Source organism: Aggregatibacter sp. Marseille-P9115 (assembly GCF_920939465.1).
GTDB lineage: Bacteria > Pseudomonadota > Gammaproteobacteria > Enterobacterales > Pasteurellaceae > Aggregatibacter > Aggregatibacter segnis_B.
This window is the reverse complement of record NZ_OV100759.1, coordinates 210780-227858: the sequence shown is the minus strand read 5'-3', so window position 1 is coordinate 227858 and position 17079 is coordinate 210780. Positions and strand designations below refer to the sequence as shown.

18 protein-coding genes are annotated in these 17079 nt (G+C 43.5%); 2 read left to right on the top strand and 16 right to left on the bottom strand.

What is annotated here, in order from left to right; translation table 11 throughout:
• Positions 1-31: 31 nt before the first annotated feature.
• From LQ983_RS01010 to LQ983_RS00970, 9 genes are all read right to left on the bottom strand, one after another.
• Entirely contained in the window at positions 32-1720 is a 1689-nt protein-coding gene (locus LQ983_RS01010) for a ribonucleoside-diphosphate reductase subunit alpha (protein ID WP_230621325.1), read from the bottom strand.
• 215 nt (positions 1721-1935) lie between these two features.
• Positions 1936-2742 carry a tryptophan synthase subunit alpha gene (gene trpA / locus LQ983_RS01005; protein WP_230621324.1) on the bottom strand — a complete coding sequence of 269 codons (807 nt, stop codon included), beginning with the start codon at positions 2740-2742 and terminating at the stop codon, positions 1936-1938.
• Positions 2739-3938, bottom strand: coding sequence for a tryptophan synthase subunit beta (gene trpB, locus LQ983_RS01000; protein WP_230621323.1), 1200 nt, complete (start codon positions 3936-3938; stop codon positions 2739-2741). Before trpB ends, trpA begins: the two co-directional genes overlap by 4 nt.
• 16 nt (positions 3939-3954) lie before the next feature.
• A complete protein-coding gene (locus LQ983_RS00995) occupies positions 3955-4710 on the bottom strand; it encodes an SDR family oxidoreductase (protein WP_111294503.1) in 756 nt (251 codons plus the stop codon).
• Between the two features lie 262 nt (positions 4711-4972).
• Positions 4973-6277 (bottom strand): sodium ion-translocating decarboxylase subunit beta, encoded by a 1305-nt coding sequence (locus LQ983_RS00990; protein WP_230621322.1) that lies wholly within the window; start codon positions 6275-6277, stop codon positions 4973-4975.
• A 10-nt stretch (positions 6278-6287) separates the two neighbouring features.
• Positions 6288-8084 carry a sodium-extruding oxaloacetate decarboxylase subunit alpha gene (gene oadA, locus LQ983_RS00985; protein WP_230621321.1) on the bottom strand — a complete coding sequence of 599 codons (1797 nt, stop codon included), beginning with the start codon at positions 8082-8084 and terminating at the stop codon, positions 6288-6290.
• Positions 8085-8100: 16 nt separating this feature from the next.
• On the bottom strand, positions 8101-8367 hold the full coding sequence (locus tag LQ983_RS00980; protein WP_230621320.1) for an oxaloacetate decarboxylase subunit gamma: 267 nt from the start codon (positions 8365-8367) through the stop codon (positions 8101-8103).
• Positions 8368-8588: 221 nt separating this feature from the next.
• Positions 8589-8834, bottom strand: a complete 246-nt coding sequence (locus LQ983_RS00975; protein ID WP_006718279.1) for a YgjV family protein — start codon at positions 8832-8834, stop codon at positions 8589-8591.
• Positions 8835-9104: 270 nt separating this feature from the next.
• The gene (locus LQ983_RS00970) at positions 9105-9494 is read right to left on the bottom strand and encodes a helix-turn-helix domain-containing protein (RefSeq protein WP_021615347.1); all 390 of its coding nucleotides are present in this window, start codon (positions 9492-9494) and stop codon (positions 9105-9107) included.
• 123 nt (positions 9495-9617) lie between these two features.
• Here LQ983_RS00970 and LQ983_RS00965 point away from each other — a divergent pair, with 123 nt between their 5' ends.
• Both LQ983_RS00965 and LQ983_RS00960 read left to right on the top strand, forming a co-directional pair.
• Positions 9618-9842 (top strand): hypothetical protein, encoded by a 225-nt coding sequence (locus LQ983_RS00965; RefSeq protein ID WP_230621319.1) that lies wholly within the window; start codon positions 9618-9620, stop codon positions 9840-9842.
• Positions 9843-10029: 187 nt separating this feature from the next.
• A complete protein-coding gene (locus LQ983_RS00960) occupies positions 10030-10197 on the top strand; it encodes a hypothetical protein (RefSeq protein ID WP_165818832.1) in 168 nt (55 codons plus the stop codon).
• 119 nt (positions 10198-10316) lie between these two features.
• Here the strand turns inward: LQ983_RS00960 and hybG are convergent, their stop codons facing one another.
• From hybG to hybO, 7 genes are all read right to left on the bottom strand, one after another.
• The gene (gene hybG, locus LQ983_RS00955) at positions 10317-10592 is read right to left on the bottom strand and encodes a hydrogenase maturation factor HybG (protein WP_230621318.1); all 276 of its coding nucleotides are present in this window, start codon (positions 10590-10592) and stop codon (positions 10317-10319) included.
• Between the two features lie 30 nt (positions 10593-10622).
• Entirely contained in the window at positions 10623-11132 is a 510-nt protein-coding gene (gene hybE / locus LQ983_RS00950; protein WP_230621317.1) for a hydrogenase-2 assembly chaperone, read from the bottom strand.
• 142 nt (positions 11133-11274) lie between these two features.
• The gene (locus LQ983_RS00945; protein ID WP_230621316.1) at positions 11275-11754 is read right to left on the bottom strand and encodes a HyaD/HybD family hydrogenase maturation endopeptidase; all 480 of its coding nucleotides are present in this window, start codon (positions 11752-11754) and stop codon (positions 11275-11277) included.
• Positions 11754-13463: a hydrogenase 2 large subunit gene (hybC, locus tag LQ983_RS00940; RefSeq protein WP_230621315.1), complete on the bottom strand. Its 1710-nt coding sequence runs from the start codon at positions 13461-13463 to the stop codon at positions 11754-11756. The genes LQ983_RS00945 and hybC overlap by 1 nt, the downstream gene beginning before the upstream one ends.
• Positions 13463-14689 (bottom strand): Ni/Fe-hydrogenase cytochrome b subunit, encoded by a 1227-nt coding sequence (gene hybB, locus LQ983_RS00935; protein ID WP_230621314.1) that lies wholly within the window; start codon positions 14687-14689, stop codon positions 13463-13465. Before hybB ends, hybC begins: the two co-directional genes overlap by 1 nt.
• Positions 14682-15722 carry a hydrogenase 2 operon protein HybA gene (gene hybA, locus LQ983_RS00930; protein ID WP_230621313.1) on the bottom strand — a complete coding sequence of 347 codons (1041 nt, stop codon included), beginning with the start codon at positions 15720-15722 and terminating at the stop codon, positions 14682-14684. The genes hybB and hybA overlap by 8 nt, the downstream gene beginning before the upstream one ends.
• A 1-nt stretch (position 15723) precedes the next feature.
• A complete protein-coding gene (hybO, locus tag LQ983_RS00925; protein ID WP_230621312.1) occupies positions 15724-16872 on the bottom strand; it encodes a hydrogenase 2 small subunit in 1149 nt (382 codons plus the stop codon).
• Positions 16873-17079 lie beyond the last annotated feature (207 nt).

Genomic DNA, 17079 nt, shown 5'->3' with positions numbered 1-17079 from the left:
TGAAAAGTGCGGTGAAATTTTTCAGCGTTTTTTAACCTTCACAGCTACTGCAATTCAATAGGTTTCGATTGAACACTTGCGCCGCACTCATGCTGTATTGGTAATAAATGGATTTTAAACCCAGTTCTTCAGCAGTGAGGTAAAGCTGATTTAGGTCTTTTGCCGGCGTTGCGGGATGCACCATAATATTCACGCTTTGCCCTTGGTCGATATATTTCTGACGTTGCGCTGCTTGTTGAATCACAGAAAGCTGGCTGATTTCCGAGAAAGTTTTGAAGACTTCTTTCTCATCTTCCGTTAATTCCGTTAAATGTTGCACCGAGCCATCGTTAAGCAAAATACTTTCCCAAATGTCATCGCGATCCAGCCCTTTACGTTTAAGCAAGGCTTCCAAGAAGGGGTTTTTATAAACCACTTTAATTTTGGACAAATCTTTCACGTAATAATTGGATTTAAATGGCTCAATGGATGGCGAAACGCTGCCTAAAATAAAGCTACTGGATTTTGTCGGTGCCACGCTCATAAGTGTGGTGTTGCGGCGGCCGTAACCTTTCAGAATTTCAGGCTCACCGAAACGCTGTGCCAGTTCCTTAGAGGCTTTCAAGGTTTTTTCTTGTAACAATTTAAAAATCATATTGTTGTGCTGCATGGCTTCAAAACTGTCAAAAGCCATGTTTTTTGACTGCAAATAACTATGCCACCCCAACACACCTAAGCCCAAAGCGCGGTGACGACGGGCAAATTTATTGGCTTTGTTCATAAATTGAATATTGGCGCTTTGCGCGATAAATTCACTCATGACTATATCCAAGAAATAAGTCAGCACCTCCGGTGCATCGGTGTCTTTCCATTCGTCAAAATAGAGTAGATTCATCGAAGACAAACAGCACACGAAACTTTCATCTTCGCTGGATGGTAGAGCGATTTCGCTACATAAATTAGATGCGTGAATCATCATATTGCGATCTTTATACACGTCCGGGCGTCCCGCATTGGCGTTGTCTTTAAAGAAAATATATGGAATGCCCGTTTCTGTCTTACGTTGTAACAATTTTGCCCAAATTTGGCGTTTGTACGGATCGCCGGCTTTCATGCTTTCCAACCATTCATGACTGACACAAACGCCGTAATACATGAGTTGGATCGGGTTGCCCTCGGTGTGAATATCTAACCATTCTTCAATATCACCGTGATCGATGTCGATATAACCAGCGAACATACCTTTACGGCTGGTGCCTTGGCTAATGGTGTCGATGGTCGCCTCAAACAGTTTGGTGAAAGCAAAGGAGCCGTTGGATTTACCGTTATTGGTAATGTTGGAGCCGCGCGGACGAATGTCACCAAAATAGCCTGATGTGCCCCCGCCGAGCTTACTCATCACGCCGATTTCTGCCACGGTGGACATAATGGCATTAATAGAATCGCCGATGTAAGAACCGAAGCAGCTAATACTTAGCCCGCTATCCAAGCCGAAATTCGACCAAATTGGTGAAGAAAGCGAGTAATAGCCGCGCGCCATGTAGTGATAAAATTTTTCTGCATAACCTTCAATGCCCAATTTTTGTTCGGCATACTCGGCAATAAAGCGAATACGCTCTAGGGCAGAAGTGCCTTCCAATAGATAACCACGCTGCAAAAACAGTTTGCTGTCTTCATTAAGCCAAGCAAAATCCGGTCGATTAGGATCGGTGATAGGCAAAATAACCTGAGTTTCGTTCATAAAAAGCCCTTAATTTTTATAATGTTACTGATAATGATAATAAATCCTATTTATAGTAACATCTAAAAATAGAATTCTCACGATCAAAAAATGTGAAAAAATTTAACCGCACTTGTTTTATGAATAAGCTCAATGAGTTAATAAATTGTAAAGAAAAAGGCCAAATTAACATCGGCCTTTGATAAGGGAAAGGAAAAGTGCGGTGACTTTTTACATTATTTTGTCGCCGCTTTCATATTGCGAACAAACTCAGCGAGTTCCGTTAAACATTGGGCGTGATTTTCTAAATTTCGCTCAATGATTTTTACGGTTGCCGAACCGGAAATCGCACCGGCTGCGCCAAGTTGAAGTGCTTCTTTTACTTGCGCCGGTTGGGCGATGCCGAAACCTTGTAGAATAGGCGGAGCATGGTGAGCGTTGAGTTGCTCTACAAGGGTATCTAAGTTAGCCGCGTGAGCTTGGTTTTCTGCGCTGGTCACGCCGGCACGCGAGACCAAATACGTATAACCTTCACTGCTTTCAGCCACACCTTTAATCGTTTTTTCATCCGCATTCGGCGGGCAAATAAAGACGGGCTGAACACCGTGTTTTTTGGCTGCTTGGACATAGTCTTCTTTTGCCAATAATGGAATATCCGCCACTAAAACGGCATCCACACCGACTTCCGAACAACGTTGATAAAAATTATCCAAGCCTTTGGTAAAAATTAAATTCGCGCAAAGTAATAGGCTGATGGGAATCTCCGGGTATTTTGACCGCACTTTGGCAAGCAATTTAAAGCTGTCTTCCGTGCTATGCCCGGCGTTGAGCGCACGATTATTGGCAGCCTGAATAACAGGACCGTCTAATAACGGATCAGAAAACGGGAAGCCCAATTCCAATGCGTCCGCGCCGTTATCGACGAGGGTACAAATAATTTCAAAAGAACGATCAAAGGTCGGGTCGCACAAGGTAACGAAAGGAACGAATGCGCCTTCTTTTTTTGCGCTTAATCGGGAAAAGGTCGTTTCAAAACGGCTCATAATTGCATTCCTTTTTCATTTAAAATTTTATCTACGGTAAAAATATCTTTATCGCCACGACCGGATAAATTCACCACCAAAATTTGTGCTTTATTCGGTTCCTGATGAATCATTTTTAATGCGTGCGCCAGTGCATGAGAACTTTCTAACGCAGGAATAATACCTTCATGTTTTGCCAGTGCTTGGAACGCATTTAAGGCTTCATCATCGGTAATGCTTGGGTATTCCGCGCGACCAATGCTTTGCAAATAAGCGTGTTGCGGGCCGACAGAAGGGAAGTCTAGCCCCGCAGAAATCGAGTAGGATTCTTCCACTTGGCCGTCTTTTGTTTGCATTAAGGGCGATTTCATCCCGAAATAAATACCCACTTTCGCATGGCCTAACGGCGCGCCGTGTTCACCGCTTTCAATGCCGTGACCGGCAGGTTCTACGCCAATTAAACGCACATTCGGTTCATCAATGAAATCCGTAAACATACCGATTGCATTTGAACCGCCACCCACCGCCGCAATCACCGCATCCGGCAAACGACCTTCTTTTTCTAAGATTTGACGTTTGGTTTCTTCGCCAATCATTTTTTGGAATTCGCGTACAATGGTTGGGAAGGGGTGAGGACCTGCCGCCGTACCCAATAAATAATGGGTTGTTTCATAGTTTGCCGACCAATCACGCATGGCTTCACAGCACGCATCTTTTAAGGAGCAAGAGCCTTTTTGCACCGGCACCACTTCAGCCCCCATTAAGCGCATACGGAATACATTGGGTGATTGGCGTTCTACGTCTTTGGCGCCCATGTAAATGCGGCAAGGCATATCCAACATGGCGCAAGCAAGGGCAGTAGCGACACCGTGCTGACCTGCACCGGTTTCCGCGATAATCCTGGTTTTGCCCATGCGTTTTGCGAGTAAAATCTGACCTAAAACTTGATTGGTTTTATGAGCACCGCCGTGGAGCAAATCTTCCCGTTTTAAATAAATTTTTGCTTTGGTGCCTTTGGTTAAGTTACGGCAAAGTGTAAGTGCGGTCGGTCGGCCGGCATAATTTTTCAGGAGATCCTGAAATTCACGCTGAAATTCTGGGTCATGTTGCGCTTCAATAAACGCTTTTTCTAATTGTTGAAGCACAGGTACTAAAATTTCCGGCACATACATTCCGCCAAATTCCCCAAAATAAGGGTTTAAAATCGTGTCTGACATGTAGTTTCCTTTTTTGTTAGCCATTTCTTGCCACATTTAATGGCGCGAAAGTTTGCGCCGTCGGCATGACTTCAATTCGGTTAATATTCACATGTTCCGGTTGTTGATTGAGCCATAACACGATATTGGCGATATCCTGTGGTGTGACATATTGCACGTTTTCATATACTTTATCGGCGCGCGCATCATCGCCTTTAAAGCGAACGTTGGAAAATTCCGTGCCGCCACATAGTCCCGGTTCTACATTGGAAACACGCACATTGGTGCCGGCCAAATCTGCGCGGAGGTTTAAACTGAATTGTTTCACGAAAGCTTTCGTGCCGCCGTAAACGTTACCGCCCGGATAGGCATAATTGCCGGCAATTGAGCCTAAATTGATGATATGCCCTTGATTACGCGCCACCATTTGCGGCAACACTAAACGCGTTATGGTGACTAAACCTTTCACGTTGGTATCGATCATTTTTTCCCAATCGTCTAAATCGGCTTTATCTGCACTTTCTAAGCCAAGGGCAAGACCTGCGTTATTCACTAATAAATCGATGGCTTGTAATTCTGTCGGCAGCGTTTTGAATGCATTTTCAGTTGCTTGACGATCGGAGATATCGAAAGCGAGAGGGAAGAATTGTTTGCCGTATTCTTGTTCTAATTGCGCTAAACGTTCTTGTCTTCTTCCTGTACCAATCACTAAATAGCCCGCTTTCAATAACGTGCGACAAATGGCGTTTCCAAAACCGGCGGTGGCGCCTGTCACTAATGCAATTTTTGTCATGTTTATTTCTCCTTGTTGTGGAATCGGCGTACGGCAACATTGTTTTGAAAAAATGACCGCACTTTTTATTATGAACAACATACTACTACACTAGTACGTAAAAATATAGCGCGTTGATAAAGAAATTTACAAGAGAGTGGGAAAAAGTGCGGTTGTTTTTTGCAATGAATTGAAGAAAAAGAAAAAAGCACACTAGAAAATAGCGTGCTTTTTACTTGAAATGAACCTAAAGTGCGGTGCTTTTTTTGCCGCATTTTCAATGCTACATCATGGCACCCACATATTTCAGCATTACCCCGGCGGCGATGGCGGAACCAATCACCCCGGCAACGTTCGGCCCCATGGCATGCATGAGTAGGAAGTTTTGGTTGTCTGCTTCCAGACCGATTTTGTTAGAAACCCTTGCAGCCATTGGTACGGCAGACACACCGGCAGAGCCGATGAGTGGGTTAATTTTGTTTTTGCTGAATTTGTTCATCAATTTGGCCATTAACACACCGCTGCCGGTACCGATACCGAAAGCAATTACGCCAAGAATTAAAATACCCAAGGTTTGTGGTTGTAGGAATTTATCAGCGATGAGTTTGGAACCCACAGACAAGCCAAGCACGATGGTGACGATGTTAATCAAGGCGTTTTGTGTAGTATCGCTCAAACGTTCTACCACGCCACTGACGCGCATGAGGTTACCGAAACAGAACATTCCAAGCAATGGGGCAGCATCCGGTAAAAGTAAACCAACGAGCAATAGCAAAATCACCGGGAACAAGACTTTTTCACGATTGCTCACATGACGCATTTGTGTCATGCGGATCTTGCGTTCTTCTTCCGTGGTTAAGGCTTTCATGATCGGTGGCTGAATTAAGGGCACTAACGCCATGTAGGAATAAGCCGCTACAGCAATGGCACCAAGCAATTCCGGTGCGAGTTTGCTGGTGAGGTAAATCGCGGTCGGGCCGTCCGCACCACCGATAATACCGATGGAGGCCGCTTGTGGGAGTGTGAATTCGATAATGCCGAAATAGTTCAATGCCAATGCACCGAGTACGGTGGCGAAAATACCGAACTGTGCCGCTGCACCAAGCAGTAACGTTTTCGGATTTGCCAATAACGGACCGAAGTCTGTCATCGCGCCTACGCCCATGAAAATCACTAACGGCGCAATGCCATAACCGATAGCGACTTTATAGAATAAAGCCAAGATCCCCGCGCTGTAACCCATGTCCATTGACAAGGCTTCCAGTTGATTTACGGTAGAGCCGGAGGCTGTCGCAAGTGCAGTTTTAATGAGTGCCGGATCAGCGGCGACACCTAATTTCGCGGCAATTACGGCAATTTGCTCCGTTGAACCAAGATGAAGTAAATTCTCCAATGCGGTCATCGCGAGACCGGCTTCGGGAATGTTTGATAACAATCCACCAAAGCCGATAGGCAGCAACAGCAATGGCTCAAACTTGCGTGCAATGGCAAGCCACAACAGGAGCAAGCTGATAGCGATCATCACCGCTTGACCCCATTGCAAATGGAACAGTCCCATACCCTGAATTAATGCAATAATGCTATCCATAGGTAACTCCTTAGACGAGGTTCATAACGGTATCACCCACCGCGACGGCATCGCCGGCTTTGACACAAATGCCACGCACGGTACCGGCTTGTGCCGCTTTGACTTCGGTTTCCATTTTCATGGCTTCAAGAATGAATAACACATCACCTGCAGCGACAGTTTGACCTTCTGTTGCCACGACTTTCCAAATGTTACCCGCCATTGGCGCCGTTACCGGAGTGCCACCACTGGTTGGCGCCGGCGCCGGTGCGGTTTGTGGCGCAGCTGGTGCTGTGGTTGTGGCTACGTGTGAAATGTCGCCGCCTTCACTGACTTTCACCACAAAGGCTTTACCTTCCAATTCCACAGTATAAACGGCGGAACCGGAAGCAGCAGGTGCAGCTTTAGAAACAGGTTTATTTTCTACCGCACTTTCATTGCCGGTTGGTGCCGGTTCAAAGGCTGCTGGGTTGTTGCGGTTTTCTAAGAATTTCCAAGCGATTTGAGGGAAGAGCGCCACGATTAAAGCATCGTCCACCGCGTTGTCTGCTAATTTAACCCCTTTCGCTTTGGCTTGTTCGGCAACTTCAGCTTCAATTTTCGCCATTTCAGGCGCAATGTGATCGGCAGGACGGTCAGTCACCGGAGCGGCACCTTCTAATACGCGAGCTTGTAATGCGCTATCTACCGGTGCAGGTGTTTTACCGTATTCACCTTTTAAAATACCGGCGGTTTCTTTCGCGATGGTTTTATAGCGTTCGCCTGTCAGCACGTTAATAACGGATTGTGTGCCGACAATTTGAGAGGTTGGGGTAACAAGTGGAATATAACCTAAATCTTTGCGTACGCGTGGGATTTCTTCTAAAACCAAATCCAATTTGTCGGAAGCGTTTTGTTGTTTTAATTGATTTTCTAAGTTGGTAAGCATGCCACCCGGCACTTGTGCGACTAAAATACGGCTATCTACGCCACGTAGCTGACCTTCAAATTTGGCATATTTTTTACGCACATTACGGAAATAGGCGGCGATTTTTTCCAAACGCGGAATATCCAAACCGGTGTCATATTCAGTGCCTTGTAAGGTCGCGACCATGGATTCTGTTGCCGGGTGGCCGTAGGTGCCGGACATAGAGGAAATTGCAGTATCAATACCATCTACGCCTGCTTCAATGGCTTTTAATAGCGCCATTTCAGCCATACCGGTAGTCGAGTGGCAGTGTAAATGTAATTCCACGTCGAAACGTTTTTTGATTTCGCGCACTAAGTCTGCCGCCGCCATCGGGTTCAAAATACCTGACATGTCTTTGATGACCAAGCTGTCGATACCGATTTCAAGGAGTTGTTCTGTGGTGTCGAGCCAAGTTTGCATGGTGTGCACCGGGCTGGTGGTGTAACTTAATGTCCCTTGTGCATGACCGCCGAATTTACGCACGGCTTGCAACGCCGCTTTCATATTACGTGGGTCGTTGAGCGCATCAAATACGCGGAACACGTCCATACCGTTCGCCACACAACGTTCGACGAAACGTTCTACCACGTCATCGGCATAGTGGCGATAACCTAAGAGGTTTTGACCACGTAACAGCATTTGTAACGGGGTTTTAGGACAGGCTTTTTTCAATTCACGCAAACGTACCCAAGGATCCTCCCCTAAAAAACGAATACAACTGTCAAATGTTGCACCGCCCCAAGCTTCTAACGACCAATAGCCGATATTGTCTAATTCTTGAGCGATTGGCAACATATCATCGAGACGTAAACGGGTCGCGAAAAGCGATTGGTGAGCATCACGAAGCACCAGTTCGGTCATTTTAATTTTTTTAGTCATAGTAAAATCCTTATTTTTATTTGAACTGTTGGGTACGGCGATGGTGCGCGATAGCCGCTGCAATTACAGGGCGCAAACGCTCAAAATCGTCAGTAGGTGCCGCAGAAAGTGCGGTAGCATTTGAAGGCGTTTTGGGTGAGGGTTGAGGCTCAGGAAAATATTTATTTATCAGCTTTGACATCAGCCCGATTGCCCAGATCAAAATGAGCAAAAAGACCAATACAAAACCCATCCCTGAAAACATCAGATTAATTCCTTCACCGAAAAGTTCTGCCGAAGTCATTAGTCGTATCCTTATATTTAATATGGGATTTTTATTCTACCCAAGTCATTTTCACAAAACCGTGATTGAGATCATAAATTGAGTGAAATAGGACAGAAGGAAAGGGAAAAGTGCGCTGTTTTTTTGAAGGGGATTTGAGCGTTATTTTAAAATGATGTTGCGTGCTGTCTGACGAATTAAATAAGCCATCTGCACGCATTTGAAGAGAAATTCTATTGTGACTATTTCACGCTCACTACTGTGCTTTTATTTCTTAAGCGCCACAATTGATAAACGTTTACTAAAACCAAGAAAATATTCAATAACGCTACGGGATAGGAACCTTTAAGGAGACCATAGATCACAAATAAAATTGCCCCGATGCAGTTAACGGTTCTTAAAGAAACGATGGATTTAAATAAAAATGATGCAGCCACAAAGAATGTTGCGACATAGCCTAAAAGCTCAATAGAATCAATTTCAAACATGAATGCCTCCAGGGAGTTAGAAATAAAATGAGGAAAATAATATTGTAAATAAGCACACCTTGCAAACAAAACACAGAAAGATGAAAACAAAAAGCAAGCTGAAAGCCTGCTTTTATCTTCAATTTATTACCATTCAAAATTTCACGTTACTGCTGATTTAACCCTAAAAAATCGCCCGATAGGGCAAGCGTCCACACTTGTGCTAAAAATTTAGATTCATGGATACAAAAAGGCACAAGCAAAGGATGCTTGCGCCAGCAGGGGGGGAAACTACTTGATTTTTAATAGTTCATTCATTTCAATTAATAGTTTAATTTCCTTCTTTTGGCTTTCAATCAGTTCTTCTTTATGAGAAATAATTAGTAGTAAGCGCTGAATTTCAGATTTTAAATCAGTATCACCAAACGCAATGCAAGAGTAGTTGTTATTATTTGCGGAATTAGTCAGGTTAATTTTTCCATCTTCTCCATAAGCTAATAGTTCTATAATATCAATTCCAAAAACTTCAGAAATCTGTTCAAGCCTGTCTAAATTTGAACGTGTATCTCCTCGTTCAATTTTCGCATAGCCATTTGTAGACATGCTTAATTTTGTTGCCATTTCTTCTTGAGTCCATTGACGGTTTTCTCTTAATTGTCGGATTTTTTCATTTGTTTTCATTGTTTCACTACTTTTAGGGTTGGTATATAAATAATCTGGGTGGATAACCTCTATACTTTGTTGATTGTGACATTTTTGAGCCTAAATTACAATTTAGAAAAAAGTAACTTACCGTAGGAGAAAATGATGGCATTTTTTGATTTTTCAGGCAGCTTTAAAAAATTTCGAGAAGAGGAAGGAATTATGAATAAAGCTTTTCATGGAACAGCTGCCTTGGTAAAAGGGGTTGGAAATATTGGGATCCTGATGAGTATTGAGGCTGCTAAAAAAATTTTAAATAACCCAAACTCTACTTCAGAACAAAGAGATAGAGCGAAAGCTACTTTAGATAGATTTGATAATAAATAGGAGGAATACCATTACTAATTATCGTGTTACTCTCCTTAAGAAAAAAGGGGATTATCAATCAAAAATAGTGGTAAATATTCTTTCCCATAGTACATGTGAAGCAAGACAGAAAGCAAAATCGATGTACCCGATGGGAAGTGTTATTGCTGTTGTTAAAAGTTAATTTATTAAAACGAAAAGAGGTAAAATGATGAAAGAGTATTGGCTTCATTATACTTATGCAAACGCTGACGGAACAAATAGAACAGTAACAAGTTGTAAAGTGAAAGCTGAATCTGAAAGTGATGCTAAAAACATTCTCAAATCAAAATATGCATCTAAAGGACAAATTATTGTTCAATGGCGTGATAGATAAGAGCGCCAATGGCGCGCTATCTGCTAGTTCCTATTTAATTTATTAATAAAAGTGTAGTCAAGTTTTCAACTATTTTCCACCTAGAAAAATACTTCAAATTCCGACCGCATTTTCCTCTATCACTCCTGATTCAATCCCAAAAAATCGCCCACTTCATGTTCCAGCTGGCTCATGGCAAGCAGGGCTTCTTGAGTTTGTTTGGCTTCTTCTTCATCAATGATGCTCATCGCGAAACCAACATGGACTAGAACCCATTTGCCCAGCAGAGGTTTGGGGTCATCGCTGCAGATAAGGGAAATATTTACCTCACGTTGCACACCGCAAACATCAACAGTGGCAAGTTGTAATGCGCTGTCGCCGATTTTTACAATTTGACCAGGCACGCCTAAACACATAATTCATTTACTCCAATTAAAAATTCGCGCTTATTTTACCATTGCTTTAAATAAATTGCGGCGATCTGGATCAAACGTCGCTTGTTTGGTTGGCATGGATAAAATCATGCGTAGGCAATCCTGTGTCAGTTGGATGGCTTGTTCGTTGGTAAGATTCGGATCAAGCGGGGAATGCAAGGAGCAGCTTAAATATTGCGGTACGGTTTCAACGCCACTGACCGTGAAAGTAAGGGCTTTGTAAGGCAGTTGCACGGTGATTTTATCTCCTAACTCTCGCGGTTCCCACGTTTGTTGCGGGCCCGGCAGAATAACGACGCTAATCATCCATGGGGTTAACACCGAGCCGACCCATTGTCCTTCAAATAAAACGAATTTTGGGCAGAAACATTCAATATTGTGATGAAAGAAGGGGAGATCTTGCATTTCAGGAACAATTTTTTGCATTTCAGCAAGAAAGAGATCCGTTGGGTTTTCATCAAAGCCGGTAACGGAGGTTAAAAGTGCGGTGGTATTTTCAGGTGTTTTTTCGTGTCGGTACATGGTTGTTTGTCAATATTAATAAGATTAAAGAATAGTAGGTGAAATCTTAAAGAAAATTCCCCTCTTTCGTAAAGAGGGGTTAGGGAAGATTTAACACCTATCTCTATTATTAATTAGGTCAAATCTCCCCAGCCCCTCTTTTCTAAAGAGGGGTGTTTAAGTTCAAACCGTATTCTTTTACTACTTGATTCAAGGTTACAAAAACATTCGGTAATGCTTTTTGTATCGTTTCCGTTAATCCGATACCGGCTTCCAAAGATTCTGGCTGGATACCGATGAGACAAAGATTTTGTGGAAATTCATCCGTCAGTTTGAGAGCGGAAAGGACATCACAAATACCCAGTTGATGTGGCGAGATTTTGCGCGAGAAAAACGTCGGCACTTGTTCGTCATGTAATACGATAATTTCACCCGGTTGCTTATTGGCAAGCACGGCATCGACGATAATCAAATGCTTGCGATTTGCCATCGCATCCAGTAATTCCATGCCACAAGTACCACCATCGATGATGTCAAAGTGCGGTTGAATTTCAGGACGTTTTTCAAGCTCCTGCACAACGCGCACACCGACACCTTCATCACTTAACAAAATATTGCCGACACCAAGAATTAACGGCTTCATTACAACACCTTCACTTCAGTCACTTCACCATTTTCTGTGTTAACCACATGTACGGCACATGACATACAAGGGTCGAATGAGTGAATGGTTCGAACCACTTCCAATGGTTTAGTCGGATCTGCCACCGGTGTACCAATAATGGAAAGCTCATAGGGACCCATTTGGTCTTGTTCATTACGTGGACCGGCATTCCATGTGGATGGTACAACCGCTTGATAGTTTTCGATGCGACCGTCCTTGATCACAACCCAGTGAGAAAGCATACCGCGTGGTACTTCACCAAAACCAACACCACGGAACTCGCCGCTTGCTGGGATATCCGTTTTGATATAAGCCGTCATATCACCTTTAGCGATATTATCAATGAGCATTTGCCATTGAGCGCTTAAAATGTCGTTGATCGCACAGCAATGCACGGTACGACCGATAATACGTCCAAGGGTAGAATGTAATTGATCGGTGGTTAAAGTATTACCGGTCAATTTTTCGTAAATGCCTTTTAATTCATTGAAATGGCTAACGGTTGGCGTGTCATTTGCTGCTAAACCACACATTAAATAGGCGAGAGGACCCACTTCGACGACTTTACCGTAGAAGGTAGGGGCTTTTACCCAAGAATATTTACCGTCATCTTGCCAGCCAGTGTATTTAGGACGAGTTAAGCCAGCCCAAGGTTCTAATGGTTCATCATCTTCGTACCAAGCGTGTTTACCGCTCTCTTTGATTCCTTTTACAACGAACTCATCTTTTTGTTGGTCGATAGGACGGAAAGTGGATAAATCACCATTTTCAACGTAACCACCTTTCAACATGAATTTAGAATTGTCCGCATCAATTGGATATTCTGGCACAGATAAGTAGTTACCCGATGTTTTACCCAAGCTTAACCATTCAGGATAGTAAGCCGCAAATACCGCCGCATCTACTTTATACACTTGGTTGATGAAGTCAGTTAAGCGATCGATACAAGCTTTCACGAACATAAGACGTTCATGGTTAAGCACAGCTTGGGAATCCAAGTTAATTGGGTTTGCTACACCACCAATCGCCAAGTTTTGAATGTGTGGTGTTTTACTACCGAGTAATGCGACTACACGGTTAGCATCACGTTGACATTCAAGCGCTTGCAAATAGTGCGCTACGGCAATGAGGTTTACTTCTGGTGGAAGTTTCATTGCAGCATGACCGAAATAACCGTTAGCAAAAATACCAAGTTGTCCGCTGTCCACTAATGCTTGAATTTTTTTCTGTACATTGCGGAATTCGTTAGCACTGTTTAATGACCATGTAGAAACGCCTTTTAGCATATCTGCTGCTTTTTCAGGATCAGCTTGTAGCGCAGAGGTGATATCCACCCAGTCCATCGCGGAGAGTTGATAGAAATGCACGATATGGTCATGGATACTGTGTGCAGCAAGAATCATGTTACGAATGTACTGTGCATTTACGGGAACTTTAGCACCAATAGCATCTTCTACGGCACGCACGCTGATAATCGCATGTACTGTGGTACATACGCCACAGATACGTTGCATAATCATCCATGCATCACGTGGGTCGGCACCTTTTACGATATTTTCCATACCGCGCCACATGGTACCGGATGACCAAGCATTGGTGACGACGCCGTTTTCAATTTCGCAATCAATACGTAAATGACCTTCAATACGGGTAATCGGATCAATTGAGATACGTTTTTTTTCTGACATTATTCTGCTCCGCTAAGTTTTTTACTGAATGCCGCTTTTTCGGCAATAATTTTTTCTGAGTCTTCGGCATGTTTTTCTTTAAATACCGGCAATACAGGGAATAAACGAATGATTAAAATATAGGCTACAACTTCAATAGAGACGAAACCGATTGAAATAAGCAATTCTTCCGCTGATGGGAAATATTGATAGCCATTGCCCGGATTATACATGATGAGAGAGTAGTTCATACGCCATAATGCTGCACCGAGTAACATGCTTAATGCCGAAATAAATAACCAACGGGAATCTGATTTTTTCTCTCCGAGGAAGAGGGTAAGTAACGGTAATACCATCAACCAGACTTCCATCCAGAACATCCATGCTTCAAATTTAGTTAATTTATCGAAACCCACAACCATTTGCAGTTTGTCGTGATAAATCAACTCACCAAAACGCACCGCTAAGAAACAGAAAATTAATCCTGCGGTAACGCGTGCCAATTGAGTAAATAAATGGCGTTCATCTGGTGTTTTTCCTGCAAGACCGGCTTTCACTAAGGAACCTTCAAATATCACGATAGAGAAGCCCATAATGAAAGCCGTAAGCAAGGAGAGAATCGGTAACACTTCATAACTTTGCCATACCGGATGTACTTTGTGGCCTGCTACAATCATCAAGGAACCCATTGAAGATTGGTGCATCATCGGTAACAAGGCACCCAAGGCAATAATGAAGAACATAATTTTATTCAGCTTATTAAACCATTTCTTCAAGCCAAGGAAACCAAGCCACACCGGCGCAAATTCTAAAGTGACGACAATGATATACACCGTCATACAAAATGCCGTTTCAAACAGCACGGAATTGGTATTGAACTGCCCTGGAACATAGAAATACGGCAAGTGCCAATAACGACCCATATCAATGGTAATGGATAAACCACCAAGAGAATAGCCGAAGAGACTGGCAAGCAATGCCGGGCGCACAAGAGCATGATATTTCCCTTTATTGAAAATATACACAGTCCAAGCTAATGCCCAACCACCACAGGCAAACCCTGTACCGACAAGCAAGTCAAAGGCAATCCATAAACCCCAAGGATAACCGCCATTAAGTGCGGTCACGGAACCGATACCGAAAACTAAACGTTTTAAAATTAATAAAACGCAAAGTACGGCAAGTGGTGCAAAAAAGAGAATTGCGGCAGAAACAAGGCGACCTCCCACCGGACGTGGATTACTCATGATGCTCATCCTCCGCTTCTTCAATTTCCTTGCGTGCCTGACGCATGGCTTCTTTTTGTGCTGCAATACGCTCGGCAATCTTATCGCCATGCATATTTTTGTAAGTCATAAAGGTAAGACCGGCGAGTGCCACTAATGGCAAAGCCAAGCCGCGATATAAGAAGTGTTGTAAATGCGCAGCACGAGAACCTGTTGCCACTTCATCTAGAGGTGGTAAGCCAAGATTTTCAAATGGTACACCACTTAAAGCAAGAACTTGTGTGCCACCGCCTTCTTTTTCACCGTAAATATGGTATTGATATGCCGGCACGGTAGCGCGGTATTTATCCGTACTATTGACGTGTTGACGTGGATAATCGTATTCAGTACCGCGCAATAAACTTAAGCGGCGTTTGGCTTCCGCCAATAATTCTTCTCTTGTACCGAAAATAATGGCACCCGTTGGACAAACATGACAACAGCCTGGTAATTCGCCTTTGTCTAAGCGTTCAACACCTTTTTGGTTACAGAGTTCACATTTGCTGATTTCACCGAATGGATTGTCATAGTCGTATTTTGGTACATCAAAAGGACAACCCACCATGCAATAGCGGCAACCGGTACAAATGTCGGGATCGTATTTCACGATACCTGTTTTTGGATCTTTGGTAAGGGCTTGCACTGGGCAAACTGCAACACAGTTTGGGTCGACGCAATGCATACATTGTTTTTTAACGTAAGCATAGCCATTTTCTGTTTGGTCTTTATTTTTACCATCGCCATCGCTCCAAACTTGAATGATGTTGCGGGTAAACGGCGTGAGCTTGTCGTTATTTGACCAGATTTGATCACCTTTCGGGTTTACTGGTGTGTGGTTCACGTTTTGACATTCAGCCACGCATGCCTGACAACCTACACAAAGGGTAGAGTCGTAAAGCATTCCGAGTGCACCGGGAATAGGCTCAACCACTTCCGATGCCTGCGCACTCGACACAGGCAAGGTGGAAGCAATTCCGCCAAGCACACCGGCTTTTAGAAATTTTCGTCTATCCATGTTATTTACCTGTATGTTGTTCTTTCTCTGCTGCTTTGGCTTCGGAACGGGCTTTATGTTGAACACTTAATTCGCGTAAGGTGACAACACTGACACCGGCAAGGATGGCAGCAGCACCGCCTAATAAACCAATAGCGGTCATAGTTGCACCTGAACCTTCGGTATTGTTGACATCAGGTTTTTCAACGCGTGGTGTTGGGTTTTCTACGCCCGCTAATTGGAAAATACCTTTGGTAAAGCCCACACCTTTTTCGTTACAACCATAGCAAGGATGACCAATACCGACCGGCCAGTTATTACCACCGACATCACAGAATTCTAAGGTAGAGCAGTTACCGTAAGTTTCCGGGCCTTTACAGCCAAGATGGTATAAACACCAACCGTTACGGTGACCGTAATCGCCGTATTCTTTGGCGAAGCGACCTGCATCAAAGTGCGGTCTGCGATAGCAGTTTTCGTGAATTAAGCGATCGTAAGCGAATAATGGACGATTGAGTTTGTCTATTGCCGGCAGTTTCTTATAAGTAAGAATGTAAGCAACTGTTGCAAGGAAGTTATGTGGATTCGGCGGACAGCCCGGAATGTTAATGATAGGCGTACCTTTCGGTAATACTTCAGACAAGCTGCTGGCGCCGGTTGGGTTACCACCGCTAGATGGCACACCACCCCAGGCGGCACAAGAACCGATAGCAATAATCGCCGCAGCGCCTTTTGCTGCTTCTTGAATATGTTCTACAATCGGTTTACCGGCGACCATACAATAAACACCACCGTCTTTCACCGGAATAGAACCATCTACGACTAAAACATATTTGCCATAATATTTATGCATAGCATTATGTTTATTATCTTCAGCTTGTTCCCCAAACGCGGCAGAGAGGACTTCGTGGTATTCTAAGGAAATCATTTCCAATACTAAATTTTCCACCGTCGGGTGAGTGGCACGTAGTAGAGATTCCGTACATCCCGTACACTCTTGTGCACCAATCCATAACACCGGCGGGCGAGCGGGTGCAGTTAAGGCTTCTGTCATTTGTGCACCGGCTTTACTACTTAGCCCCATTGTTGCCGCAAGTGCGGTACATAATTTCATGAAATCCCGGCGGGAAACATCGGCTAAGGCAGAAAATAATCCATCGCTTCGTTGCATATATTCACTCCAATTCACACATTTTATACATGGTTATCGGTGCTATGATATGCTCATAAGGTGGAAGATTATTTGATCGTCATCAAGAATATCCCTACTTTTTATCTGAATATAAGATGTAACCTTTTGTTTTTACAAAATAATTGAGAGTTATTCTCATTTGTTAAATTATTGTAACTATAACGAGGTATTAAATTTTATTTGGAG

What these genes read in the sequence shown, in the direction of transcription:
- LQ983_RS01010 (WP_230621325.1), bottom strand. Translation starts at nt 1,720, where the DNA reads ATGAACGAAACTCAGGTTATTTTGCCTATCACCGATCCTAATCGACCG.
- trpA (WP_230621324.1), bottom strand. Translation starts at nt 2,742, where the DNA reads ATGAGCCGTTTTGAAACGACCTTTTCCCGATTAAGCGCAAAAAAAGAA.
- trpB (WP_230621323.1), bottom strand. Translation starts at nt 3,938, where the DNA reads ATGTCAGACACGATTTTAAACCCTTATTTTGGGGAATTTGGCGGAATG.
- LQ983_RS00995 (WP_111294503.1), bottom strand. Translation starts at nt 4,710, where the DNA reads ATGACAAAAATTGCATTAGTGACAGGCGCCACCGCCGGTTTTGGAAAC.
- LQ983_RS00990 (WP_230621322.1), bottom strand. Translation starts at nt 6,277, where the DNA reads ATGGATAGCATTATTGCATTAATTCAGGGTATGGGACTGTTCCATTTG.
- oadA (WP_230621321.1), bottom strand. Translation starts at nt 8,084, where the DNA reads ATGACTAAAAAAATTAAAATGACCGAACTGGTGCTTCGTGATGCTCAC.
- LQ983_RS00980 (WP_230621320.1), bottom strand. Translation starts at nt 8,367, where the DNA reads ATGACTTCGGCAGAACTTTTCGGTGAAGGAATTAATCTGATGTTTTCA.
- LQ983_RS00975 (WP_006718279.1), bottom strand. Translation starts at nt 8,834, where the DNA reads ATGTTTGAAATTGATTCTATTGAGCTTTTAGGCTATGTCGCAACATTC.
- LQ983_RS00970 (WP_021615347.1), bottom strand. Translation starts at nt 9,494, where the DNA reads ATGAAAACAAATGAAAAAATCCGACAATTAAGAGAAAACCGTCAATGG.
- LQ983_RS00965 (WP_230621319.1), top strand. Translation starts at nt 9,618, where the DNA reads ATGATGGCATTTTTTGATTTTTCAGGCAGCTTTAAAAAATTTCGAGAA.
- LQ983_RS00960 (WP_165818832.1), top strand. Translation starts at nt 10,030, where the DNA reads ATGATGAAAGAGTATTGGCTTCATTATACTTATGCAAACGCTGACGGA.
- hybG (WP_230621318.1), bottom strand. Translation starts at nt 10,592, where the DNA reads ATGTGTTTAGGCGTGCCTGGTCAAATTGTAAAAATCGGCGACAGCGCA.
- hybE (WP_230621317.1), bottom strand. Translation starts at nt 11,132, where the DNA reads ATGTACCGACACGAAAAAACACCTGAAAATACCACCGCACTTTTAACC.
- LQ983_RS00945 (WP_230621316.1), bottom strand. Translation starts at nt 11,754, where the DNA reads ATGAAGCCGTTAATTCTTGGTGTCGGCAATATTTTGTTAAGTGATGAA.
- hybC (WP_230621315.1), bottom strand. Translation starts at nt 13,463, where the DNA reads ATGTCAGAAAAAAAACGTATCTCAATTGATCCGATTACCCGTATTGAA.
- hybB (WP_230621314.1), bottom strand. Translation starts at nt 14,689, where the DNA reads ATGAGTAATCCACGTCCGGTGGGAGGTCGCCTTGTTTCTGCCGCAATT.
- hybA (WP_230621313.1), bottom strand. Translation starts at nt 15,722, where the DNA reads ATGGATAGACGAAAATTTCTAAAAGCCGGTGTGCTTGGCGGAATTGCT.
- hybO (WP_230621312.1), bottom strand. Translation starts at nt 16,872, where the DNA reads ATGCAACGAAGCGATGGATTATTTTCTGCCTTAGCCGATGTTTCCCGC.